Genomic DNA, 22,382 nt, shown 5'->3' with positions numbered 1-22,382 from the left:
GCCGCGCATCGAATCAGTGCGCTTCCTCCCAGTTGCTGCCGGCGCCCACTTCGGCCACCAGCGGCACCTTCAGCTTGGCCACGCCGGCCATCATCTCGGGCAGCTTCTTGCGCACCGTCGCCAGCTCCTCTTCGGGCACTTCGAGCACCAGTTCGTCGTGCACCTGCATGATCATGCGCGAGCGCAGGCCGTCGCGATCGAGCCAGCCGTCGACGGCGATCATCGACAGCTTGATCAGATCGGCCGCGGTGCCCTGCATCGGCGCATTGATGGCCGCGCGTTCGGCGGCCTGACGGCGCGGGCCGTTGCCGCCGTTGATCTCCGGCAGCCAGAGCCGGCGGCCGAACACGGTTTCGACGTAGCCGTTCTCCTTGGCCAGCGCGCGCGTGGTGTCCATGTAGTTCGCCACGCCCGGATAGCGCGCGAAATAGCGGTCGATGTAGAGCTTGGCCGCATCGCGCGTGATGCCGAGGTTCGCGGCCAGGCCGAATGCGCTCATGCCGTAGATCAGGCCGAAGTTGATGACCTTGGCGATGCGGCGCTGATCGTTGCTGACTTCGAGCGGCGTCACGCCGAACACCTCGGCGGCCGTCGCGCGGTGGATGTCCTCGCCCTGCGAGAACGCGCGCAGCAGCGATTCGTCCTCCGAGATGTGCGCCATGATGCGCAGTTCGATCTGCGAATAATCGGCGGACACGATCTTGCAGCCGGGCGACGCAATGAACGCCTCGCGAATGCGCCGGCCCTCGGCCGTGCGCACCGGAATGTTCTGCAGGTTCGGATCGTTCGACGCGAGGCGGCCCGTGACGGCCACGGCCTGCGCGTAGTTGGTGTGCACGCGCCCCGTGCTCGCGTTGATCATGCGCGGCAGCTTGTCCGTGTAGGTGGACTTCAGCTTCGACAGGCCGCGATGTTCGAGCAGCAGCTTCGGCAGCGGGTAATCCTCGGCGAGCTTCTGCAGCACTTCTTCGTCGGTGGACGGCGCACCGCTCGGCGTTTTCTTGACCACCGGCAAGCCGAGCTTCTCGAAGAAGATCTGGCCGATCTGCTTGGGCGAACCGAGGTTGAATTCGCCGCCGGCCAGTTCGTAGGCCTCGCCCTCGAGCTGGATCAGGCGCGTCGCGATCTCGCTGCTCTGCTTGGCGAGACGCTCGCTGTCGATCAGCACGCCGGTGCGCTCCATCTTGCGCAGCACCATCGCCACCGGCAGCTCGATCTCGGCGTAGACGCGCTTGAGCCCCGCGTCGCGCGCAACTTGCGGATACATCGCGCGATGCAGTTGCAGCGTGATGTCGGCATCCTCGGCCGCATAGGCCGCGGCGGTGTCGAGCGCCACTTCGTCGAAGCCGATCTGCTGCGCGCCCTTGCCCGCCACTTCTTCGTACTTGATCGTCTTCACGCCGAGATGGCGCAGCGCGAGGCTGTCCATGTCGTGCGTGCGATGCGATTCGAGCACATAGGATTCGAGCAGCGTGTCGTGCTCGATGCCGTTCAGCGCGATGTCGTAGTTCGCCAGCACCTGTGCGTCGTATTTCAGATGCTGGCCGACCTTCTTGCGCGCCGCGCTTTCGAGCCACGGCTTGAGCTTCGCCAGCACTTCGTCGCGCGGCAGTTGCTCGGGCACGTCCGGGCCGCGATGCGCGACCGGAATATAGACGGCGCTGCCCGGCTCGGTCGACAGCGACATGCCGACGATCTGCGCGACCATCGGATCGAGCGAGGTGGTTTCGGTATCGAACGAGGTCAGCTCGGCGGCGTCGATTTTCGCGAGCCACGCGTCGAACTGCGGCCAGGTCTGCACGGTTTCGTAGTGACGTTCGACCACGGCGGCGACCGGCGCCGGTTCGGCGCTGCCGTCGGCCGGCTCGTCGCCGTTCGCGCTGCCCGCGGCAGGCGCGGCTTCGAGCTCGCGCCGCCAGGTCTTGAAGCCGTTCGCCTCGAAGATCGGCAGCAGCGCGTCGCGCGCTTCGGCGCCGGTGGCGAGCGAGGCTTCGATCGTCTCGACTTGCGGCTTCAGCTCGCACGCGGTTTCGACCGTCACGAGCTTGCGCGCGAGCGGCAGGAAATCGAGCGCGCGGCGCAGGTTGTCGCCTACCACGCCCTTGATCTCGGCCGCGTGCTCGACGATGCCGTCGAGCGTTTCGTATTGCGTCAGCCATTTCACGGCCGTTTTCGGGCCGCACTTCTCGACGCCCGGCACGTTGTCCACCGTATCGCCGATCAGCGACAGGTAATCGACGATGCGCTCCGGCGGCACGCCGAACTTGCCGATCACGCCATCGCGATCGAGCACTTCGTTGGTCATGGTGTTGACGAGCGAGACATGGCTCGTCACGAGCTGCGCGAGATCCTTGTCGCCGGTGGAGATCACGACCTTCATGCCGCGCGCTTCGGCGGCGTGCGCCAGCGTGCCGATCACGTCGTCGGCCTCGACGCCTTCGATCATCAGCAACGGCCAGCCAAGGGCGCGCACGGCCTCGTGAATCGGCTCGATCTGCAGCGCGAGATCGGCGGGCATCGACGGGCGATTCGCCTTGTATTCGGTATAGAGATCGTCGCGGAAGGTTTTGCCCTTCGCATCGAACACGCACGCGCTATACTCCGCTGTAACTTCCTTGCGCATGCGGCGCAGCATGTTGATGATGCCGTAAAGCGCACCGGTCGGTTGACCGTCCGGCCCGCGCAAATCGGGCATAGCGTGGTAAGCCCGATAGAGATAGCTCGAACCATCAACCAACAGCAGGGTCTTACCTTCCAGGTTCTGTTCTTCAGGCATTATGAATAAGAGAAAAGTGATTCCGAGCTTGCGTTCGCTGGCAGATCAAGAACGCGCGACAGCAAAGAAAGCCCGCGCTTCGTGGCAGATGTTCACGATTATGGCAGAGTTTATCGAGGCGACCGAGTACCTCTCGGAGATCCGCCCTGCCGTCAGCATCTATGGTTCCGCGCGTCTGAAACCCGAGTCGCCGCACTATCAGTTGACCGCGCAAATCGCGCGCAAGCTGTCCGATGCGGGCTTCGCCGTGATCTCCGGCGGCGGCCCCGGCATCATGGAAGCGGCCAACAAGGGCGCGCATGCGGGCAAGGCCCCGTCGGTCGGCCTGAACATCGAATTGCCGCACGAACAATCGGGCAACAACTACCAGGACATCTCGCTGCGCTTCCGCCATTTCTTCACGCGCAAGGTCACGTTCGTGAAGAATTCCGACGCGGTGGTGGTGATGCCGGGCGGCTTCGGCACGCTCGACGAACTGTCCGAAGTGCTCACGCTGATTCAAACCAAGAAGTCGCGCCTCGTGCCGATCATTCTGGTCGGCAGCGAGTTCTGGCAAGGGCTCTTGCAGTGGTTCCGCGATCAGCTGATTCCGATGGGCCTGATCAATCCGGACGACATGGATCTGATGCAGGTGATCGACGATCCCGATCAGGTGCTCGAAGCCGTGCTCGCGTTCTACGAAGATACCGGCGAGGAAGGCGAAGCGCAGGAAGCGGCCCAGCCCGAACACGACAATCGTCGCGACGACGACCGCATGTTCTATCTGTAAGCCCGCTCGCGTTCAAGCGCGGCAATGAAAAACGGGCGACGCCGAAAGCGTCGCCCGTTTCGTTCGAGGCGCAATAGTTCGCAGTGCTTGCGTTATGGCGAGCGCACTTTCGCGAGCCCGCCGCTCAGCTCGCGCGGCGCACCGCGGCAACGTTGCGGCGTGCGAGCGGGCCGTCGTCGCCCTGCAGATCGCCGATCAGGCGTTGCAGCAGCGCGATCTGGCCGACCGCATCCATTTCGAGTTGCGCGAGCTTCTCGCGCGGCGGCAACGGATGGCGCGCCGGCATGCGGCCGGTCGCGAGCATCGCATCGATGTCGTCGCTGGCCGACGCCACCCACTCCACCAGATCCACTTCCATGCGCGGGCCGTGCACGCTGAGCCGCAGATGCGCGGCCGTGCCCGCCATCCGGCGCAGCAGGCCGAGCACGGTCGAGGCGGCCGTGTCGAAACGCGTGTCGTCGAGCCGTTCGAGGCGGATGCGGTTGAACGCCTCCTCGGCGTTGTTGCTGGCCAGCCCGGCCTCGCGGCGCAGCCGTTCCGCCTCGCGGTTCGCACGGCCCGGCGCTTCGATCGCATCCACCAGGTAACGCAGATTCGCCGAGATCGCCGACGCCAGTTGGCCGCGAATGTCGATCTGCTCGCGCGTGGGCCACAGCAGGAACGTGGCGGCAAGCGCGATCACGCAGCCGAGCACGTTGTTGCCGAGCCGCGTCAGCGCGTAGGCCAACTCGTTCGCGGCCGGCGTGGCGAAGTCGGCCACCAGCACGAAGGTCGGCGTCAGGAACAGCACGAACAGGCTGTAGCTGACCGGGCGCAGCGCCATCGTCGCGCAGACCAGCGGGAACACGGCGAGCGAAATGCCGATCGGCGAATGCACGGCCAGCCCGATCGCGGCCGCCAGCAGGCCGCCGACGATGCTGCCCGCCGCGCGCTCCACGCTGCGCGGCCAACTGCCCGCGATCGACGGCTGCAGGATCAGCAGCGTCGCCATCGTCGTCCAATAGCCGAACGGCACGCCGAGCAGCCGCACCACCAGAAAGCCGAGCGTGGTGGCCACCGCGACGCGCGCCGCATGACGCAGCCCGATCGATTTCCACGACAGGTTCGCGCGCAACGTCACCCAGGCGCGCGCCAGCACCGAACGCAACGCACGCGGCCAGCTTTGCTGCCGGCGCGGCGCCTGCGTCACTTCGGACGGATCGGGTTCGAGCTGCAGGGCCATCGTCATCGATTCGCCAAGCGCCGCGTCGAGACCGCGCGCGAAGCGGCGCAGCCGGCGTTGCAGCACATCGGGGCGCTCCCACGGCGCCGCGTCGACCGCATCGCCGACACGGCGCAGCAGCTCGGCAATGCCCGCCAGCACGCGCGCCGCACGCGCCGGATCGCGCAAGGTCTGGCGGCCGCGCTGGCACACGCCCGCCACCGCGATCAGATGCGCGAACCAGCGCTCGCCCTCGGCCACGGCGATCAGCAGGTTCGCGTACGACTCGCGGCGATCGGTCTTGGCCACCGGCATGCGCGCCAGCGTGCGGCGCGAGGCTTCGAGCGCGGCGCGCGCGTCGGAGCGGTATTTGGAGGCGTGCATTTCCCAGGCGCGCTGGGTTTGCGCCGGGTCCGACAGCAAGCGCGACGCGTCGTGCGCGATGTCGGCGAGCCGCACATACACGCCGCGCACGGCCGCGCGCCCCTGCGCGAACGGATGAATGCGCCAGACGGTCAGGCTCAGCACGATCGCGAACACGCAGCCGCCGAAATACACGCCGAGGAACACGAGGCCCGCCCGCCAGTCGTGCATCGGGCGATCGGCCATCACCACGCAGGCCGTGGCGGCGAGGATCGTGACCTGCGCCGTGGCCGCACCCCAGATGCGGCCGAGCGCGCCGAGCGAGGTGAACGCCAGCACCGCGAGCAGCGCAACCAGCGTGCCGGCGCCCGAGGCAAACGCCGTCGCCCCGCCGCACACGGCCGACAGCACCGCGAAGCTCGCCATCGACGCGAAACGCGTGCGGTTCGAGCCGGCCGCATCGGCCAGGCAAGTCCAGAACGCGCCGATCGCGGCCCAGGCGAAATCGGGTTCGTGCAGCAGGTTGCCGATCACCAGCATCGCCGTGGAGGCGCAGGCCGCGCGCAGCCCTTCGGACAGGCTCGCATCGTTGACCGCGAACGACACCATCCACAACGGCCGCCGGCGGGACCACGAGCCCGCGAGCACATTGAGATTTTTCAGGCGGGCCGCGACGACGTGCCTGAGGCGATGGTGAAGGTGGCGAAGCATTGCGAATTCGATGATGAGGCGGATGGAAACCGGGAAAAACACGGGGCCGTATGACTAAACAACGTCCGAGCAGCCGAAACGATGATAAGGGAAAACCCTCGAATCACATAAATAAGTGTCGGATTGAAGGGGGAATGGCGGGAAAAACCGCCACCGAGCGCCGAAATCGACGCGCAAGCAGCGTTGTCGACACCGCTCGCCGCCCCGAAGGCCGCCCATCGTAGCGGAGGTCTGAGACGTTTTCGTGAGCCGGTCGCTGCAACACTTGCCGCGATTCGTAACGATCGGTATCAGCGCCCGCCGACGCCACGCTGACGTTTCCGCCATCGAAGCAGCCCGGATCGCGCCATCCCAAAGGAGATTCGGGCCAGATCGCCACGCCTTGCCCCATATGCCGCCGGGCTGCCTGCCGCCGAATCTGCGGTTACAAATCCATACGCCAATTAATCTTCCGGATCGCCAGACTGCAGTCATGCCGTGACCGACGCGGCATCGCACAGCCCGGTTCGCCGGCCTCGATGCGAAACGCGACGGACACCCCGATTCACCCTCTCGAGGAGAAGACCACATGAAACGCCTTCTGATCGCTACGCTGCTCGCCGGTTTTGGTGTTGCCCTGTCGGGCGCCGCAAACGCCCAGGTCATCGTCCACGGCGGCGGCCCGGCCATCGTCATCGGCTGGCACGGCGACCGTTACTACGACGGCCACCGTTACTGGCAGCGCGACGAGTGGATGCAACACCACCGCCACGACCGCCCGCACTGCCCGCCGGGGCATTGGGGCCACAACGAGTGCCGTTAAGGCATGATGGCGCGGCGGATTTCCGGATCCTGCCGACGCCGTAAGCAAAACGGGCCGCCCGACCAATGTCGGGCGGCCCGTTTCGTTTTGGTACAGGCCGGACGCCGGCGGCGTTTACTGGAACGCCACTTCGGCAAACCCGCGCAGCTTCCGGCTATGCAGCTTCGCCAGCCCGTTGGTGCGCAGGATCTCCATCGCCAGCACGCCGATCTGCAGATGCTGATCGACCTGCGCGCGGTAGAACTGGTCGGCCATGCCGGGCAGCTTCAGTTCGCCGTGCAGCGGCTTGTCCGATACACAGAGCAGCGTGCCGTACGGCACCCGGAACCGGAAGCCGTTCGCCGCGATCGTCGCGCTTTCCATGTCGAGCGCCACCGCGCGGCTCTGCGACAGGCGCTTGACCGGCTCGCGGTGATCGAGCAGTTCCCAGTTGCGGTTGTCGACGCTGGCCACCGTGCCGGTGCGCATCACGCGCTTCAGGTCGCTGCCGTCGAGCTGCGTGACCTGCGCCACGGCGCGCTCCAGCGCCACCTGCACCTCGGCCAGCGCCGGGATCGGCACCCACAGCGGCAGATCGTCGTCGAGCACGTGATCCTCGCGCACGTAGCCGTGCGCCAGCACGTAGTCGCCGAGGCGCTGCGTGTTGCGCAGCCCGGCGCAGTGGCCAAGCATGACCCACGCGTGCGGACGCAGCACGGCGATGTGATCGGTGATGGTTTTCGCATTCGACGGGCCGACGCCGATATTGACCATCGAGATGCCGCTGCCGTCGGCGCGCTTCAGGTGGTACGCCGGCATCTGCGGCAGGCGCGGCGGCGGCGCGCCTTCGGTCGGCTCGTTGCCGAGGTTCGCGTTGTAGGTCACCACGTCGCCCGGCTCGACGAACGACGTGTACTGGCTGCGGTATTCGCGCACGGCCGGATCGTCGCTGGCCGACATCAGCGTTCGGCCGAGCTTCACGAATTCGTCGATATAGAACTGGTAGTTCGTGTAGAGCACGTAGTTCTGGAAGTGCGCCGGCAGCGTGGCCGTGTAGTGGCGCAGCCGGTGCAGCGAGAAATCGACGCGCGCGCCGGTGAACAGCGCGAGCGGCTGCGGCATGTCGGGCGACACCTCATGGGTGCCGTTGGCGATCCGGTCGTCGAGATTCGCCAGGTTCGGCACGTCGAACACGTCGCGCATCGCGAGCAGCCGGTCGCGATCGAGATCGCCTTCCAAGTGGATGCCTTCCGAAAACGCGAAGTGAATCGGAATCGGCTGATCCGACACGCCCACCTCGATCGCCACGCTGTGATTCTTCGACAGCAGGCGCAGTTGCTCGCGGTAATAGCTCGCGAACAGATCCGGCCGCGTCACGCTGGTTTCGAACACGCCGGGGCCGGCCACGAAGCCGTACGAGCGGCGCGAATCGATGTTGGTGTTGACGTCGGTGCTGACCCGCACGAACGGATAGAACGCGCGCACGCGGCCGCCGATCGGCTCGTTGCGGCGGTAGCGCGCGAACGCGTCGCGCAGGAACGCGGTGTGGGTTTCGTAGATCGAGGACAGGCGCGCGACCGCCGCGACGGGGTCGTCGAAGGCTTCGACGGGCGGGCACTCGGGCGAGAGCGGACGATGCTGGCGATGGATGTCGTTGTTCATTGTCGATTGCCTCTAGGGTTGCGTCCGACATTATCACGGGCGCGCCGCCGCGTTGCTTCGGCTCGGCCATTCGGCCGAGGCTGCGCCGCCACACCGCAGAGAACGCCGCATCGGCCGGCCCGGGTTTTGCTAGAATCGTGCGGTTAATTTGGAGAATCCCATGAAGCCGCTCCTTTTCGCCGCCGCGCTTGCGACGGTCGTCCTCGCCGGGCCCGTGTTCGCCGAGGGTTCGCAGCCGAGCGACGAGGCACGAGCGCGCGCCGCGCAGGACGAGGCCGCAGGTCTGCCCGACCTCACCAAGATCAACCGCCCCGGCGCGGAAGTGAGCTCGAAAGTCGAGTTCGACGACATCAAGCGCACGCCGAGCTTTCACGACAAGAGCGTCAGCGGCACCGAAGTGACCGAATACCGCGATCGCGGCAAGCCCGTCGAAATCGACGTGCGCTCGAACTTCGGCACCCGCTACCAGATGAGCTCGACCCCCGACATCTCGCCGCGCCCGCATCAAGGCAACGTGCCCGTCACGCGCGTGCCGTCGATCAACCTGCATTATTGATCCATCCCCCCGGCGGGGCGGCCCCGCCGCCCTCCCGCAGCAGCCGCCGGCCTTCGCGCCGGCCCGCCCACCCCGTTCGACGCTTTCCCGCATGGCCGTTTTCACCGCAGTCTCCGATTCCGATCTCGCGCAATGGATGCGCCACTACGATCTTGGCGAAGTCGTCGCGTTTCGCGGCATTCCGTCCGGCATCGAGAACAGCAATTTCTTCCTGACGACGACACGCGGCGAATTCGTCCTGACCATTTTCGAGAAGCTGACGGCCGGGCAACTGCCGTTCTACCTCGAACTGATGCGTCACCTGGCCCATCACGGCGTGCCGGTGCCCGATCCGGTGGTGCGCACCGACGGCGCGCTGTTCGGCGAACTGCACGGCAAGCCGGCCTCGATCGTCACCCGGCTCGACGGCGCCGCCGAACTGGCGCCGCGCGTCGAGCATTGCGTGGAAGTGGGCCAGATGCTTGCCCGCCTGCACCTCGCGGGGCGCGATTACGCGAACCACCAGCCGAACCTGCGCAGCCTGCCGTGGTGGCAGGAGAACGTGCCGGCCATCGTGCCCTTCATCGACGGCGAGCAACGCGCGCTGCTCGAGCGCGAGCTGGCCCATCAGGCCGCGTTCTTCGGCTCGGCCGACTACGCCGGCATGCCGGAAGGCCCGTGCCACTGCGACCTGTTCCGCGACAACGTGCTGTTCGCGCACGCCTCGCCCGACACCGGCCACACGGTGCGCCTCGGCGGCTTCTTCGATTTCTATTTCGCCGGCTGCGACAAATGGCTGTTCGACGTGGCCGTGACCGTCAACGACTGGTGCACCGACCTCGCCACCGGCGCGCTCGACGCCGAACGCGCCGATGCGCTGCTGCGCGCCTACCAGACCGTGCGCCCGTTCAGCGATGCCGAACGCCGCCACTGGCCCGACATGCTGCGCGCCGGCGCGTACCGGTTCTGGGTGTCGCGCCTGTATGATTTCCACCTGCCCCGCGCTGCGGAAATGCTGAAGCCGCACGACCCGGGCCATTTCGAGCGCATCCTGCGCGAGCGCATCGCGCATGCGCTGCCGCTCACCGAACGACACGACCCATGCAACTGATCGAAGTCCCCGCCAAGACCGGCTACGTCTGGTTTCGCCAGGGCATCTGGCTGTTCCGGCGCAATCCGCTCGCGTTCATCACGCTGTTCATCGCGTACCTGTTGGCGCTGATGATCGTCTCGGTGGTGCCCGTGATCGGCGCGGCGCTGCCGCTGCTGTTCGTCCCGGGCATCTCGGTCGGCTTCATGGCCGCTTGCCGCGACGCCGTGGTCGGCAAGCCGGTCATGCCGACGATCCTGGTCGACGGCTTCCGTTCCTACGGCAACGTAACGATGCAGCGCCTGTTTACGCTCGGCGGCATCTACATCGTGTCGCTCGCGGTAGTGCTCGCCTGCTCCGCTTTCGGCGACGGCGGCACGCTGATGCGGATCATGTTCGGCCTGAACCCCGAGACCATCGACCCGAACGTCATCATCTCGACCGATACGCTGGTCGCGATGCTGATCTCGGCCGTGCTCTACGTGCCGGTTTCGATGATGTTCTGGTTCGCGCCGGTGCTGACGGCTTGGCACGACATCCCGCCCGTCAAGGCGCTGTTCTTCAGCGTTGTGAGTTGCTGGCGCAACCGCTGGGCGTTCACGCTGTATGGCCTGCTATGGTTGACGGTCGTGATCGGCGTGTCGGTCGGGCTGGCTGCGCTACTGCATGCGATCGGCGTCGACGGCGCCTATGCGACGACATTGATGATGCCAGCGTCAGTGGTGATCACCGCGGCGCTGTACTGCTCGTTCTATGCGACGTATCGCGGGTGTTTCGGGGTGCAGGAACCGGGGAAGTAAGAGAAGGTTCTTACTTTCCAGCAGTTTGGAAAACTGTCCGAACGAAGCTGCTCACTGTTTTCTGTCGAATCCCTTCGTCCATTTTCACGAAAATTACGCCGGAGCTGGGAATTGCATCGCGTGCAATTCCCTTTAAAAATAAAAATCCATTATTTCCGGCGCCACAGCGGTGCAATCCAGTGACATGGTGGCTGGGCTCAAGCGTCTGCGACCCTTGAGCGGATCGTCAATGCATGGGCGGTTCGTCGCTCGACTCACCTGTGATATCGTCTGACCAAACTCACAAACTGGGGAGAAAACAGGCCTTGGACGTACAGCCAAAGCACTGCCCAGCTTTCGCGCAACGGTACTCAGGTCGGAGTCGGTTATTCCGGCATTGGCGCCGGCAGGAATAATCACACGATGCAGAATGTACGTAATACCGGGCCGATTCAAGTTGGCTCGTACACGATCAGCGCGCCCTTCCACCACCCGCATGCGGGCAACTACACGATGCGACTGACGCCCCAACAAGGTACCGATACCTTTGGCAGAAATGGCCTGCTGATTCACGGCGACAGCGTGCAGCATCCCGGCCAAGCGTCCAATGGCTGCATCATCCAGAATCAGCAAGCTCGCCATCGCATCTGGACGAGCGGCGATCGCACGTTGCAGGTGGTGCCGTGAAAACACTTCTGCTTGCCATGGCGTTGATCCCGGTTGCCAGCTTTGCTGCTCCACCTAAGTGCACAAGTTGGCCGACCAACATGGGCCTGGTGCATTTGAAGAATGCGGGGATCACTGATCCGACCAAGGTAGACGAATCCAAAACCAAAGCCAAAATGATCGCTTCCGAGAAGGTCGGAAAGGATCTCTATCGGCAGGTTTACGACATCACGTATCAAGAGCGCAACGGTAACGCCGTCGAAATCATCACCTCCAGCGAAGCATCTTCCGAAGAATGTTCGATGGGCGGCGTTGATGTCTACGTGGTTTCGAAGAAAATCATCGGTCAGTAATTCACCTCATCCGGGAATGTGAGGCATTCCCGGATAAATCAGACGCCTTCCCTTTGCCTTACTTGGTGAACTGTACTCGATCCGCTGGAAGATAGAATCTTTGAGTTGGTGGCGCGGATGACGCAGGTCGACGAGCGCATGTCGATACGTGAGATGATGGAGCGCAGCGAACTGGGCTCGCCCTCGCCCTTGCATGTGCGCCTTAAGTCGATGCGCGCAAAGAGCTGAACCACATTGGGCGATACAGACGACACACGACGAAAGCAGATCGAAATTACATCTATCCAACCCAATAATTTCCAAAATCTTTCATCGACATTCTCAAAAGCAGCACGCAACATCTGACTATATCCAAAAAATCATAGCCACCTCGGGGAAATTATGGCAGAACAAGACCGCTCGTCAGAATATCTATCTCAGTTCGGAGAACCATCCAACGATAGCGGCAAGTACCACAAAGACAGCAGACTTGCAAAAGCTTACGAAGTCGCACTAGACATTAGAAAATTCGAAATCGAGCTGTACTGGAAGCGATCAGCTAGCTTCTGGCTTTTTGTGGCCGCAATCGCCACTGCAATTACACTAATTGCAAGCGGAAAAGTAGATTTGAATGGGCTATTTTCCCAAGAAGCACAAATTGTAATTTGCACTGCCATCTCCATGGCCGGATGCACGGTCTGCTTTTCTTGGTTTCTTATCAATAAAAGCAGTAAATTTTGGCAGAGAAACTGGGAATATCAAGTCGACATTCTGGAAAAAAATATTCTCGGCCCTTTGTACAGAACAGTATTCTCAAAAATCAATAGTGGCCACATGCATTCCGTGACCGAAATAAATTCCGAAATTCCAAGATACTTAGGCATCTCGTTCCTGACAGCAGCCATTGTATTTCTTCTGAGCCACCCACGCCCAATTCAGCTTATTGCATGCCTGGCAGTAATTTCAGCGAATTTCCTCTTCATGCGATTTATTGAAAGACAATCACTCACCTCTCAAGCGGGAAAGTCTATTGAGACTGGGATCATCGACTTCTTTCTCGCCCCTGCATTCTACTTCATCCCGAGCCTAGAAGAAAAAGTCAAACCCTTTTCATCCGAGAAAAAAAACAACGACCTCCAAAATTTCGACTCAAATTCTGCAGCAGCTAAAGAAAGGAAAAATCTTGACCTTCAAGTCACTGGAACGGTTCGAAAGGTAAGCATTGAATCGTTTACCGACCCGCAACAGATCCTTAGCAGGAAGCCCCTCGAATAATTACGGTGCGTTAAAAACCCGGTTCATCTCGGAGATTAATGCTACAGCAGCGAAGCATCTTCCGAATAGTTTTCGATGGGCGGCGTCGATGTTCACGTGGTTTCTAAGAGGATCATCGGCCAGAAATTTACATCATCCGGGAATGCCTTGTCGTCCCGGATGAGCCAAATACATCACCCTGCCTGACTGGGTAAAACTCGCGTCACCAACGAGCTATCGCGCAACTCGAACCTCAACAATTACCTTACACAACGAAAGAAAACACCCTCATCAACCGTAACAGACGGTTACAATTCGACAATAAAGTTCCCGATTCATCTGTCGATAACAACTCATGGTCGAGTCTCTTTGATTCGATCAAACTGCTATGAATTTCATAACAGTCAGCCTGAGAGACCATAAACACTTCCGAGCGCAGGAGCCGCCGACCGCACGCGATAACCGCACCTACCATCATTACGTCGACACATTGATCGGCAGTCTCTACACAAAACACAGCTCGTTTCAATAAAACAGAGCGGCACTCTTAATACTCTTATCAAGATGAAAATTACGCAATTTGCATTGGGCGCGTCGTTGCTCGCGCTGTTGGCTGCTTGCGGCGGTGGCGGCAATGACGGCTCGACTACGTCGGGCACGGGTAGCCAGTTGTCGGCCGCAACCTCGATGAGCGGTACGGTGGCAGTCGGGACGGCGCTGATCGGTGCTACCGTTTCGGTTATCGATGCCAACGGCAACACGGTCAACACAACGACCGATACCAATGGCCATTACAGCGTGGGGATTCAGGGATTGACTGCCCCATTCGTGCTGGAAGCGGCCGACTCATCCGGTGCGTCGAACACGCTGTTTTCGGTTGTTGCGAATACGAATGTATCGAACAATTCGCCGCTGATTGCCAATGTCACGCCGCTGACGACGGCCGTCGGTGCGCTCCTTACGAAATCGGGTAACCCGGGCGATCTGATTGGCAACCCATCGGCCATCACGCGTACGGCCATCAATGCCGCCGAGACAACACTCGGTCAAGCGCTTGCTCCGATCTTCAAGGCCAATGGCGTTTCGACCAGCATCGATCCGATCAGCACGCAGTTCACGGCGGATCAAACCGGCCTCGATGCCGTAATCGACTCCATCTCGGTCACGCCTTCGGCAAAGGGTACGGGCTTCCAACTCTCCAGCCTTGCCGATTCCAACACGGCGATTCAACTGAACAGCTCGACGACCACGGTCACGGCACTCGCGGCACCGGCACAGCCGGCAAACTATCTCGCGAGCCTGCAAACCGCGATGAGCCAGTGCATCAGCGATGTGCAAGGCGGCTCGAGTATCACGACCGATACCGCCTGCACCACGGCGATCGCAACTGGCTACCTCAACGACAGCTATTCGACGATGAAAGCGCGTCACGGCGGGCTTTTCTCCGCAGGCTCCAAACTCACCGGCATCAAGACGCTGGCCGTACTGCCTGCCAACACGCTTCCGAATACCTCCGGTCCCGTTTCGCTCGTGTATTTCTTGTTCACTGACGCGGCAGGCAAATCCAACTTCGCCTCCGATTTCGTCGAACAAACCAGCAGCGGCTGGCAGGTCATCGGCAATCAGGAGCAGTACGATCTGTACATTGCGTCATTCGTGGGGCGCTTGCAGTATGTCGACTCGGCGAATTCGGCGAATAGCCGATATGAATCCGGGCTGCGCATCCTGATTCCTGTCACGCAAAACGTGGCCGACAGCGCCACGAATACGTCTTATACCCAATTGGGTTCGGCGGTCGTAACCGGCCCCGGATTGCCTTCCGGCGGAGTCGGCCTGTACCTGACGGGGAGCGGTAGTGGCCACACGGGCAACTTCAGCCCATACCTGACGTTTCCCAGCGTGGCATCGACGGCCCCGTTCTATTGCCCCGGCGGCGCGCCTCCGACGCCTTGCTCGATGTCCGATGGGACAAGTTCGGAATATAAATGGGCATGGGCACCGATTTCGAGCCAAGGCAGCGTCACGGTGCCGGCCAGTTCGGATTACACCTCGAAGTCCATGGACACCAGCGCAATTCAACAGTTCGGCGCTTATACCGTGACGCTGTATGACGTCGCCGGCGTTCAGGCTGGGAAGCCGCAAACCGTGATTAATATTGCGTCCATTCAAGCGCCACAAGTCGGCCAGCAAGTCCCGTGGCAGACATTGGGAAGCGATGCAATCAACAGCTTTTTGACGTCCGGCGGGGCAGCCAGCGTTGCCGGCGTCACGAGCCTGTCGCTTAATTGGACGGCATCGGCACTTAACCCGCTGGTTCCCGAGCAGATTTTGACGGGTGAGAAAACTCAGTCGCAGGCTACTGTCGTTGAAGGATACGTAAACATCGCTGCGCCCAGCATCACGAAAAATGGGACGAGTTATTCGGCAACGAATACCAAGCTCTATACGGAAACCGCGCTTTCCTCCGATGTACACCGCTTGATCTCGCTGATCGAGCAAGTCAGTGGCGATTACTACATGAATACTTGGCAGTACGGCCAGTAATCAGCCATCGGTGAAGAGGCGGGGGGCAGATTGACGCCCTCGCTCAAAACGATTGTCGAGCGCAAAGGCAGCAGCAACATCATTGCCCCGTCGATCACCGGAATCGATGCAAAGAACCCGCCGCAAGGCGGGTTCTTTATGAGTTATTCCGAACGCGCGCTTGAGCGCGGCACGCAAGTGCCCCAAAAATCCAGTCACCACGGGTGCAGTTGCCTCGGCTGCCCGCACCATCGGTTCTGCCGTTTTCACCGCGGCTTCCGCGGATGCGCCCCCTCCGCTGCGCTTGGAAACACGCACATACCAACCAGAATCCGCAACATTCCGTTACAATCCCTCAAATCGATATAAATTCCATAGCGATGAACCTGAGAGCCGTTGGCGCATGAGCCGGCCGCCGAAGCCCGCCCGCACAACGAGAACGTTCGACCGAAACGTTATATTTTCCATAGCGATGAACCTGAGAGATCATCACCAACGTACGCCATGACGGAGAGGCATCGGCCAGGCAGCCAGCCCCCGTCATCGTGGTTGATGCGTCACAACGTCTTTTTGGGCTGTCGGCTGGCCCGCGCTGGACGCACGTCCCGCGTTCGCCGAACCGCCGCCTTACGGTCAAGCGACCCGCTTCGATCGGTGCATGCTCCGTCCGGGCGGCTGCTCGAACACTGAGCGCTTTCCAATCCGCCGAAAGCGCCTATTTGCGAACTGCCTTGGGTGCCGGCAACAAGCTCAGCAACGCTTTCACCGCATACAGCACGATCACGGCGCCGAGCAGATCGCCGGCGAACATGGCGAAGAACCGCTCGACGATATGCGTCGTGTTGCCGTTCAGCGTCAGCCAGATGTTCGTCAGCAAGGGATTCGCGATGGAAAAGGCCAGCGCAAGCACCAGCAATCGCCGAGGCGTGAGATTGGTCAGCGACGCATTCAGGCCGTACCGCTCGCGCGCGATCCGGTAGACCGCGTAGGGCGCGGCCGTCGAGAGGATACCGCCGGCAATCGACCGGATCGGATCGTTGGGAAAGAAGTACAGAAAATCCACCAGCCAGCTGGCGGCCAGCAAGCCGATCGCCCCGTCCGCCCCGAGCAGCAAGGTTGCCAGCAACCTGATGCCCGACGGCAAGTAGATCCAGTTGACGCCGCGCACGTACTCGGAATGCGTGAACACCACCTCATTGATCCAGAGCGACAACACAAACACCACGACCGTGCCGACAACCGACGCCAACCGCCAACCCCACTTGCCCATTGCAGTACAATTCCTCGATTTGAAGCACGACGCGAGCGCATTTCGTCCGTCATGACACGCCCTGCCGATATTTATCTGCGATTCCTGCAACTGGCGGAAGCCCTTCGCGGCCTGCCATCGCTGCCCGCACTCGATCCGCTGGAAGAAAAGATCCTCGAACTGATCGCGCGCCTGGCTCAGGTCAACGAACGCCTGTCGGTGCGCGAAATGATGGCGCGCAGCGAACTGGGCTCGCCGGCCACGTTGCACGCGCGTCTGAAGTCGATGCGCGAAAAGGGCTGGGTCACGCTGGGCGACACCGACGACGCGCGGCGCAAGCAGATCGAGCTCACTCCCGCGGCGCTCAAGCACTTCGACAAGCTCGCCGAGGCCTTCGCAAAGGCTGCAAAGCCTAACTGATTTTCGCCTCGGCTCAAAAACGGGCCGCCTTCCGCACAAAAAAATGCCGACGGATCGCGCGAGCCATCCATCGGCAAACCACCTTTTCACCGAGGCGCGAGCTCCACAGCCGGCCTCGAATTGCCATCCTACGCATCGCCGGCCGCCGATCGTGGCGCAACTGTCAGATGTGTGACCAAAGTGTGTAGCCGTGCATCGCACGCCAGGCGGTCGCCACCGAAACGCGCCGGCGGAACCTGCCGGGCCGCGCCGGCACCGCCGCCGCTCGCCAACCCGCGCCGATCGGCGCACAATCGTTCACGTGCAAATTTTTTGTGCCCGATCGACGGGCCGACGATCATGTCCGATCTCCCCGCCTTCCCTTCCACGCTCGACGAGCAACTCTGCTTCGCGCTGTATTCCACCTCGCTGGCGATGACCAAGGCGTACAAGCCGTTGCTCGAACGGCTGTCGCTGACCTATCCGCAATACCTGACGATGCTGGTGCTGTGGGAAACCGATGACATCGCCGTCAAGGACATCGCCGCGCGCCTGCATCTCGATTCGGCGACGGTCACGCCGCTGCTGAAGCGGCTCGAGGCGCTCGGCTATCTCGAACGCGCGCGCGGCACCGCCGACGAGCGCGTGGTCTATATCAAGCTGACCGACGCCGGACGCGCGCTGCGCGAGCAGGCGCGCTCGGTACCGGCCGATCTTTTTTGCGCAATGCAGCAAACGCCGGACTTCCTCGTTCAACTCCGCGAAGAACTCCGGCAACTACGCGACGCGCTGGCCGATCACAACGACGCGTGACCCCGCCGCCGGCTCCGGCCCGGTGCCATCCGCAAATTTAATTTGCACACTAATCATTAGTTCGATATATTTACTCCTGCTTCTCTCCCCTTCACCGACACGAACAGGAGTCATCATGAACATTCTCTACAAGACGAGCGCGACCAGCACCGGCGGCCGCGACGGCCGGGCAGTTTCGGAAGACAACAAGCTGGACGTGAAGCTGGCCGCGCCGCGCGAGCTCGGCGGCACGGGCGCGGAAGGCACGAACCCGGAGCAACTGTTCGCGGCGGGCTATTCGGCGTGTTTCCTGAGCGCGATGAAGTTCGTCGCCGGCCAGGCCAAGCAGGCGCTGCCGGCCGACACGACGGTGACGGGGCAAGTGGGCATCGGCCCGAACGACAAGGGCGGCTTCGCGCTCGACGTGGAACTGCGCGTGTCGTTGCCCGGCCTCGAGCCGGAAGCGGCGAAGGCGCTGGTGGACAAGGCGCATGAGGTCTGCCCGTACTCGAACGCAACCCGCAACAACGTGCCGGTGCGTATCGTCATCGCCTGACGTTCAGGCAAACGGGCCATCGATCGCATGATTGGCCGCGCGCCCGGCAATCCGGGCGCGGGAAACGATGAAAGACAGCAGGAAGCAGATACAGCAAGGCGTGGCGACCGGCAGGCCGTCACGCCTTTTTCGTTGCGCGCGGCAGGCGCGGCGACGAGAGACGACTCAGGCAGCGCCTCAGCGTGCGGCCATCCAGGCCGGCGTGCGTTGGGCGGCATCCTGGTCGAGCTTGCGGATGCGGAATTCGAGATCGTACAGATCGGTGGCGTCGGCCAGATACGCATCGGCGCGCTCTTTCGAGATCTGCTCGGAGGATTTCGTCAGGAACAGGAACAGGCGGCTCAGCAGGTACATGGTCGTATTCTCCAAATCCAAGGGTTATCGCTTAAGTGTTAACCCGGATTATAGGGAAAACCCCTAGGGCCCGCCAAGCGTTTCAAAAATACTGGTTCACCTTGTCGCACCCTGCCGACACTGCTCGCTGAAAAAGCCCCAGATCATCGCACTCGCGTCGGGGCCGCCGGCGGCATGGTAGGGCACGGCCTCGTCGCCACCGGCCCAGGCGTGGCCGAGCTGCGCGACGTGGCAAACGCGCACGACGGGCTCGCCGCCGTGGCGATAATCGATCAGGCGCGCGTCGCCGATGTCGGTCTCGCTCGAGTCGACGCCTTCCGGCACGCCCGCCGCATCGGCCAGGCCGTTGAGCCGCAGGAACGCCACCGCCAGTTGATCCGCGTTGACCGGCGCCACCACCGGGTCGTCGTCGCCGTGCACGATCAGCGCCGGCATGCCCGGATAGCTGCCGGGCGCCGCGTAGCGGTCGGCGATCTCGGCCGGATTGGTGTGCACGCCGCGCCGCATCACGTCCATCGCGGTGATGCCCGAGTGCGCATCGCCGAACGCCGGCCCCGAATGCAGCGCGATCGCCGCGAAGCGTTCGGGGAAGTGCAGCGCCAGCAGCGTCGCCAGCCCAGCCCCGGCCGACAGCCCGGCGGCGTAGACCCGCGATGCATCGAAGCGACGCGCCTCGACGAGCGTATCGATCAGGTCGACGACGGCCTGCGCCTCGCCGCGCCCGCCGCGTTCGGTGTCGTCGTACCAATGCCAGCAGCCGTGCGAATGCGCCTGCATCGACTGCTCGGGATACAGCACCGCGAAACCGTGGCGGTCGGCCAGCAGGTTCATGCGGGTGCCTTGCGCGAACTGGTCGGCGTCCTGTTGGCAGCCGTGCAGCATCACCACCAGCGGCGCGCCTTCCGGCAGGCCGTCCGGCACGTAAAGCGCGTAGCCGAGATGGGTGACGAAGCGCCCGAGCACGAGCGGCAGCGGGTGATCGCCGCGGGTCCATTCGCCACCGGCCCAGGCGGCCGCGCGCGGCCGCACGCGCGATTCGCGCGGCGTGGCGGCAGGCGGCGGCGCGTCGGCCATCGGCGCGGGGAAGGCGGGAAAGGAGGACAGCGGCGTACCGGCGACGCCGTGCGGCACCGATGTGCGCATCATCTTCTTCATACCGCCCAGCCAAAGCTTCGTCAGACTTTTGGTCATCGATCGGGCTCGCAGTTGAAATCGGGGCGCCAACATAGGTGCCACGGGGTTGATTTGTGCATTGCACAATAACATTGTTTCCGCAGTTTGACCGGGGGCCGGATCGTGCCGATGCGCAAATTGCCCCGTTATACTGCTGAACGATCGCCGTCCGCCGCGCGGCCTCGCCCCAACCCGGCGACACCCGGCCGGATCCGTCCCCCCGCTTCACTCTGCCGCCGTTTTCGATGGTCGACCTGCCCCTTCAAGTCTGGAACTGGATCACCTACTTCGGTAGCGCGGGCATCACGCTGCCGCTGGCCGCGACGCTCGCGATCTGGCTCGCGCTCGGCTATTCGCCGCGCCTTGCGATCGCCTGGCTCGCCGTGCTCGGCGCGGGCATCGCCGCGGTCGCGCTGACCAAGGTGGCGTTCCTCGGCTTCGGCATCGGCATCCGCGCCTGGGATTTCACCGGATTCAGCGGCCATTCGATGCTCGCCACTTCCGTCTATCCGATCGTGATGATGATCGCCCTGACGCGCGCCCGCCCGGCGCTGCGCATGGCCGGCGTGGCGTTCGGGATCGCGCTCGGCGTGGCGGTGTCGCTGTCGCGCGTGGTGTTGTCCGCGCATTCGCCGTCGGAGGCGATCACCGGCTGCGTGGTCGGCGCGCTCACGGCGCTGTCGTTCGTGGCGATCGCCTGGCGCGCGCAGCCGCACCGCTGGTCGGTGCCGGCCGTGGTCGCGAGCCTGGCGGTGGTGACCGTGGCGCTGCATGGCGTGCCGGTGCCGTCGCAGCGCTGGGTGACCGAATTCGCGCTCAAGGTGTCGGGCCACCAGCGCCCCTACGTGCGGGCGCGCTGGAAGGCCAATCCGAATTACCGGCCGGCGTCGCGCCCCGCCGCGGCCGTGTTCCAGCCGGCGCAGATGCGCCGCATCTGAGCCGCACGGCGGCCGCGCAGCCTTCGCGGCGGCGACACGCCGCCGCCCCCGCTCACCTCATCCTCGAATCCTGGGACGCCGCAGCGCGCGCAGTTCCGCCTCGGCGGCCGCGGCCGCATAGCGCTGCGCGGCGGCCCCGTAGCCGCGCGCGAAACCGAGCTGCTCGGGCGGCGCCGAGAGGCGTTCGAGATGGCGCAACGCCACCTCGGCGTCGTTCGCGTCGCCCAATGTACCCTGCACGCGCGAGAGCGTCTTGATCAGCTTGCCGCGCGTGCTGCGCGCCGCGATCGAGGCAAAGAATTCGAGCGCGTAGCGCAGCCGTTTCGCGTCGATGCGCACGCGATGACGCGCGTCCACATCGAGCGTGGTCAGTTTCGGCACCGTGTAGAGCCGCGCGAACAGCTTGTCGACACGCTTCGCGACATGCCGCTTCAGCGAGCGCCGCTGGGCGCGCGACTCGCCCTCCCCGTTGCCCAGCGACAGCACACACAGCCACTCCACCCAACCCAGCACCAGCCGCGCATAGCGCGCCGAGGCCACCGCCTGGCGCAGATCGCCGCGCGCGATGTCGCGCTGGCGGGCGGCGGCGTCGAGCGTCTCGGCCCAGGCCGGTTCGCCGGCCAAGTCGGGATCGGCGTCGCGCAGGTTCGGCAGTGTTTCGCTGACGCACACGTCCCAGTCGCGCACCACGCCGAGTTGCGCGCCGAACCAGGACAGATCGGCGGCGAACGCGTCGCGATAGGCGTCGTCGGCGAAATCGCGGAACAGGCGCATCAGCGTGCGCAGCCGGCGCAGCGCCACGCGCATCTGATGGACGAATTCGGGATCGCTGCTGTCGCGCACGCCGGCATCGTTGCCGAGCCATTGCGCGGCCACGTTCGCGCCGAGCACGAACAGCGCCGCGCGCTGCGAGCGGATGCCCTGCAATTCGGCGAGGGCGGCGCGCGCCGGCCCGGCGTCCGCATCGGGCAGCACACCCGCGCAGGCCAGATCGACCAGCGAGGCCGGCTTCAGGAACGCGGGCCAGGCGCCGCTCAGTTCGCGCGCGGCGTCGAACAACGCGTGCAGCGCCAGCGCGCGTCCCTCGGCGTCGCCCGGATCGGCCACGGCGAGACGCAGCTCGCAGGTGCGGCCGGTGCCGGTGGACGTGGTCCAGCTCAGATCGTCGAGCGTCAAATCGACGGGCACGCCCTCGTCGCGCTGCCAGCGGCCGCGGCGGCGCTCGCAATCGAAGCCGAACGGCAAGGCGGCGCGGGCCGCGTCGGGGGACGGTTCGCCCGCGTCGGGCGGCGGTGTGTCGAGCACGGGCGTCGCAACCGCCTGCCCCGCTTCGATTTCGAACAGCGGCACCGAGCCCGCGTCGAGCGCCTGGCGCACGGCGGCCGTCACGGCATCGTCGCCATCGGCGGCTGCGCCGTCAGTTGCGGAAGCAGCGATGGCCGGCGCATCGAGCCGCTCGCGGATCGCCACGCCCGGCGC

21 protein-coding genes are annotated in these 22,382 nt (G+C 63.7%); 13 read left to right on the top strand and 8 right to left on the bottom strand.

Going from position 1 to position 22,382, the window contains the following annotated elements:
• Window positions 1-13 precede the first annotated feature (13 nt).
• Entirely contained in the window at window positions 14-2,776 is a 2,763-nt protein-coding gene (gene polA / locus G3N92_RS00355) for a DNA polymerase I (protein WP_206125453.1), read from the bottom strand.
• A 1-nt stretch (window position 2,777) separates the two neighbouring features.
• Between polA and G3N92_RS00350 the strand changes: the two genes are divergently transcribed.
• Window positions 2,778-3,545, top strand: coding sequence for a TIGR00730 family Rossman fold protein (locus G3N92_RS00350; protein WP_206125452.1), 768 nt, complete (start codon window positions 2,778-2,780; stop codon window positions 3,543-3,545).
• 124 nt (window positions 3,546-3,669) lie between these two features.
• Here the strand turns inward: G3N92_RS00350 and G3N92_RS00345 are convergent, their stop codons facing one another.
• Window positions 3,670-5,820 carry an FUSC family protein gene (locus tag G3N92_RS00345; protein ID WP_206125451.1) on the bottom strand — a complete coding sequence of 717 codons (2,151 nt, stop codon included), beginning with the start codon at window positions 5,818-5,820 and terminating at the stop codon, window positions 3,670-3,672.
• A 568-nt stretch (window positions 5,821-6,388) separates the two neighbouring features.
• Between G3N92_RS00345 and G3N92_RS00340 the strand changes: the two genes are divergently transcribed.
• Window positions 6,389-6,622, top strand: coding sequence for a hypothetical protein (locus G3N92_RS00340; protein WP_206125450.1), 234 nt, complete (start codon window positions 6,389-6,391; stop codon window positions 6,620-6,622).
• A gap of 114 nt (window positions 6,623-6,736) precedes the next feature.
• On the opposite strand, the gene G3N92_RS00335 is transcribed toward G3N92_RS00340, so the two are convergent.
• Window positions 6,737-8,263 carry an AMP nucleosidase gene (locus G3N92_RS00335; RefSeq protein ID WP_206125449.1) on the bottom strand — a complete coding sequence of 509 codons (1,527 nt, stop codon included), beginning with the start codon at window positions 8,261-8,263 and terminating at the stop codon, window positions 6,737-6,739.
• A 160-nt stretch (window positions 8,264-8,423) separates the two neighbouring features.
• Here G3N92_RS00335 and G3N92_RS00330 point away from each other — a divergent pair, with 160 nt between their 5' ends.
• The 7 genes from G3N92_RS00330 (at window position 8,424) to G3N92_RS00300 (ending at window position 15,463) form a co-directional block, all read left to right on the top strand.
• Window positions 8,424-8,819: a hypothetical protein gene (locus G3N92_RS00330; RefSeq protein WP_206125448.1), complete on the top strand. Its 396-nt coding sequence runs from the start codon at window positions 8,424-8,426 to the stop codon at window positions 8,817-8,819.
• 91 nt (window positions 8,820-8,910) lie between these two features.
• Complete coding sequence (locus tag G3N92_RS00325) at window positions 8,911-9,909, top strand: homoserine kinase (RefSeq protein ID WP_206125447.1); 999 nt, start codon at window positions 8,911-8,913, stop codon at window positions 9,907-9,909.
• Complete coding sequence (locus G3N92_RS00320; RefSeq protein ID WP_206125446.1) at window positions 9,900-10,688, top strand: BPSS1780 family membrane protein; 789 nt, start codon at window positions 9,900-9,902, stop codon at window positions 10,686-10,688. The genes G3N92_RS00325 and G3N92_RS00320 overlap by 10 nt, the downstream gene beginning before the upstream one ends.
• A 270-nt stretch (window positions 10,689-10,958) precedes the next feature.
• Complete coding sequence (locus G3N92_RS00315; RefSeq protein WP_206125501.1) at window positions 10,959-11,354, top strand: tlde1 domain-containing protein; 396 nt, start codon at window positions 10,959-10,961, stop codon at window positions 11,352-11,354.
• Complete coding sequence (locus tag G3N92_RS00310; protein ID WP_339385824.1) at window positions 11,351-11,686, top strand: hypothetical protein; 336 nt, start codon at window positions 11,351-11,353, stop codon at window positions 11,684-11,686. The genes G3N92_RS00315 and G3N92_RS00310 overlap by 4 nt, the downstream gene beginning before the upstream one ends.
• Before the next feature lie 381 nt (window positions 11,687-12,067).
• The gene (locus tag G3N92_RS00305; protein ID WP_206125445.1) at window positions 12,068-12,940 is read left to right on the top strand and encodes a hypothetical protein; all 873 of its coding nucleotides are present in this window, start codon (window positions 12,068-12,070) and stop codon (window positions 12,938-12,940) included.
• A 543-nt stretch (window positions 12,941-13,483) separates the two neighbouring features.
• The gene (locus tag G3N92_RS00300; protein WP_206125444.1) at window positions 13,484-15,463 is read left to right on the top strand and encodes a cell surface protein; all 1,980 of its coding nucleotides are present in this window, start codon (window positions 13,484-13,486) and stop codon (window positions 15,461-15,463) included.
• On the opposite strand, the gene G3N92_RS00295 is transcribed toward G3N92_RS00300, so the two are convergent.
• Both G3N92_RS00295 and G3N92_RS00290 read right to left on the bottom strand, forming a co-directional pair.
• Window positions 15,464-15,712 (bottom strand): hypothetical protein, encoded by a 249-nt coding sequence (locus G3N92_RS00295; RefSeq protein WP_206125443.1) that lies wholly within the window; start codon window positions 15,710-15,712, stop codon window positions 15,464-15,466.
• 445 nt (window positions 15,713-16,157) lie between these two features.
• Window positions 16,158-16,712: a hypothetical protein gene (locus G3N92_RS00290; RefSeq protein WP_206125442.1), complete on the bottom strand. Its 555-nt coding sequence runs from the start codon at window positions 16,710-16,712 to the stop codon at window positions 16,158-16,160.
• A 51-nt stretch (window positions 16,713-16,763) separates the two neighbouring features.
• Between G3N92_RS00290 and G3N92_RS00285 the strand changes: the two genes are divergently transcribed.
• The 3 genes from G3N92_RS00285 (at window position 16,764) to G3N92_RS00275 (ending at window position 18,438) form a co-directional block, all read left to right on the top strand.
• Entirely contained in the window at window positions 16,764-17,111 is a 348-nt protein-coding gene (locus G3N92_RS00285) for a winged helix-turn-helix domain-containing protein (RefSeq protein WP_206125441.1), read from the top strand.
• 339 nt (window positions 17,112-17,450) lie between these two features.
• Window positions 17,451-17,903, top strand: a complete 453-nt coding sequence (locus tag G3N92_RS00280) for a MarR family transcriptional regulator (RefSeq protein ID WP_206125440.1) — start codon at window positions 17,451-17,453, stop codon at window positions 17,901-17,903.
• Window positions 17,904-18,018: 115 nt separating this feature from the next.
• Complete coding sequence (locus tag G3N92_RS00275) at window positions 18,019-18,438, top strand: organic hydroperoxide resistance protein (protein WP_206125439.1); 420 nt, start codon at window positions 18,019-18,021, stop codon at window positions 18,436-18,438.
• A 177-nt stretch (window positions 18,439-18,615) separates the two neighbouring features.
• Here G3N92_RS00275 and G3N92_RS00270 read toward each other — a convergent pair whose 3' ends face one another.
• Together G3N92_RS00270 and G3N92_RS00265 are read right to left on the bottom strand one after the other, a co-directional pair.
• On the bottom strand, window positions 18,616-18,792 hold the full coding sequence (locus G3N92_RS00270) for a DUF3563 family protein (protein ID WP_206125438.1): 177 nt from the start codon (window positions 18,790-18,792) through the stop codon (window positions 18,616-18,618).
• Window positions 18,793-18,888: 96 nt separating this feature from the next.
• Window positions 18,889-19,983: a PHB depolymerase family esterase gene (locus tag G3N92_RS00265; protein ID WP_206125437.1), complete on the bottom strand. Its 1,095-nt coding sequence runs from the start codon at window positions 19,981-19,983 to the stop codon at window positions 18,889-18,891.
• Between the two features lie 227 nt (window positions 19,984-20,210).
• On the opposite strand from G3N92_RS00265, the gene G3N92_RS00260 reads away from it, so the two are divergent.
• A complete protein-coding gene (locus tag G3N92_RS00260; protein ID WP_206125436.1) occupies window positions 20,211-20,903 on the top strand; it encodes a phosphatase PAP2 family protein in 693 nt (230 codons plus the stop codon).
• A 57-nt stretch (window positions 20,904-20,960) separates the two neighbouring features.
• Here G3N92_RS00260 and G3N92_RS00255 read toward each other — a convergent pair.
• Window positions 20,961-22,382 (bottom strand): CHAD domain-containing protein (locus tag G3N92_RS00255; protein ID WP_206125435.1); only part of this gene is annotated, 1,422 nt, incomplete at its 5' end.

Origin of the sequence: Burkholderia sp. Ac-20379 (assembly GCF_017104645.1) — a bacterium.
GTDB lineage: Bacteria > Pseudomonadota > Gammaproteobacteria > Burkholderiales > Burkholderiaceae > Burkholderia.
The sequence above is the reverse complement of the archived record's forward strand: the minus strand, read 5'-3'. Positions and strand labels throughout refer to the sequence as shown.

Excerpts from the sequence above, each read along its gene's own strand:
- polA (WP_206125453.1), bottom strand. The coding sequence starts at position 2,776 with ATGCCTGAAGAACAGAACCTGGAAGGTAAGACCCTGCTGTTGGTTGAT.
- G3N92_RS00350 (WP_206125452.1), top strand. The coding sequence starts at position 2,778 with ATGAATAAGAGAAAAGTGATTCCGAGCTTGCGTTCGCTGGCAGATCAA.
- G3N92_RS00345 (WP_206125451.1), bottom strand. The coding sequence starts at position 5,820 with ATGCTTCGCCACCTTCACCATCGCCTCAGGCACGTCGTCGCGGCCCGC.
- G3N92_RS00340 (WP_206125450.1), top strand. The coding sequence starts at position 6,389 with ATGAAACGCCTTCTGATCGCTACGCTGCTCGCCGGTTTTGGTGTTGCC.
- G3N92_RS00335 (WP_206125449.1), bottom strand. The coding sequence starts at position 8,263 with ATGAACAACGACATCCATCGCCAGCATCGTCCGCTCTCGCCCGAGTGC.
- G3N92_RS00330 (WP_206125448.1), top strand. The coding sequence starts at position 8,424 with ATGAAGCCGCTCCTTTTCGCCGCCGCGCTTGCGACGGTCGTCCTCGCC.
- G3N92_RS00325 (WP_206125447.1), top strand. The coding sequence starts at position 8,911 with ATGGCCGTTTTCACCGCAGTCTCCGATTCCGATCTCGCGCAATGGATG.
- G3N92_RS00320 (WP_206125446.1), top strand. The coding sequence starts at position 9,900 with ATGCAACTGATCGAAGTCCCCGCCAAGACCGGCTACGTCTGGTTTCGC.
- G3N92_RS00305 (WP_206125445.1), top strand. The coding sequence starts at position 12,068 with ATGGCAGAACAAGACCGCTCGTCAGAATATCTATCTCAGTTCGGAGAA.
- G3N92_RS00300 (WP_206125444.1), top strand. The coding sequence starts at position 13,484 with ATGAAAATTACGCAATTTGCATTGGGCGCGTCGTTGCTCGCGCTGTTG.
- G3N92_RS00290 (WP_206125442.1), bottom strand. The coding sequence starts at position 16,712 with ATGGGCAAGTGGGGTTGGCGGTTGGCGTCGGTTGTCGGCACGGTCGTG.
- G3N92_RS00285 (WP_206125441.1), top strand. The coding sequence starts at position 16,764 with ATGACACGCCCTGCCGATATTTATCTGCGATTCCTGCAACTGGCGGAA.
- G3N92_RS00280 (WP_206125440.1), top strand. The coding sequence starts at position 17,451 with ATGTCCGATCTCCCCGCCTTCCCTTCCACGCTCGACGAGCAACTCTGC.
- G3N92_RS00275 (WP_206125439.1), top strand. The coding sequence starts at position 18,019 with ATGAACATTCTCTACAAGACGAGCGCGACCAGCACCGGCGGCCGCGAC.
- G3N92_RS00270 (WP_206125438.1), bottom strand. The coding sequence starts at position 18,792 with ATGTACCTGCTGAGCCGCCTGTTCCTGTTCCTGACGAAATCCTCCGAG.
- G3N92_RS00265 (WP_206125437.1), bottom strand. The coding sequence starts at position 19,983 with ATGACCAAAAGTCTGACGAAGCTTTGGCTGGGCGGTATGAAGAAGATG.
- G3N92_RS00260 (WP_206125436.1), top strand. The coding sequence starts at position 20,211 with ATGGTCGACCTGCCCCTTCAAGTCTGGAACTGGATCACCTACTTCGGT.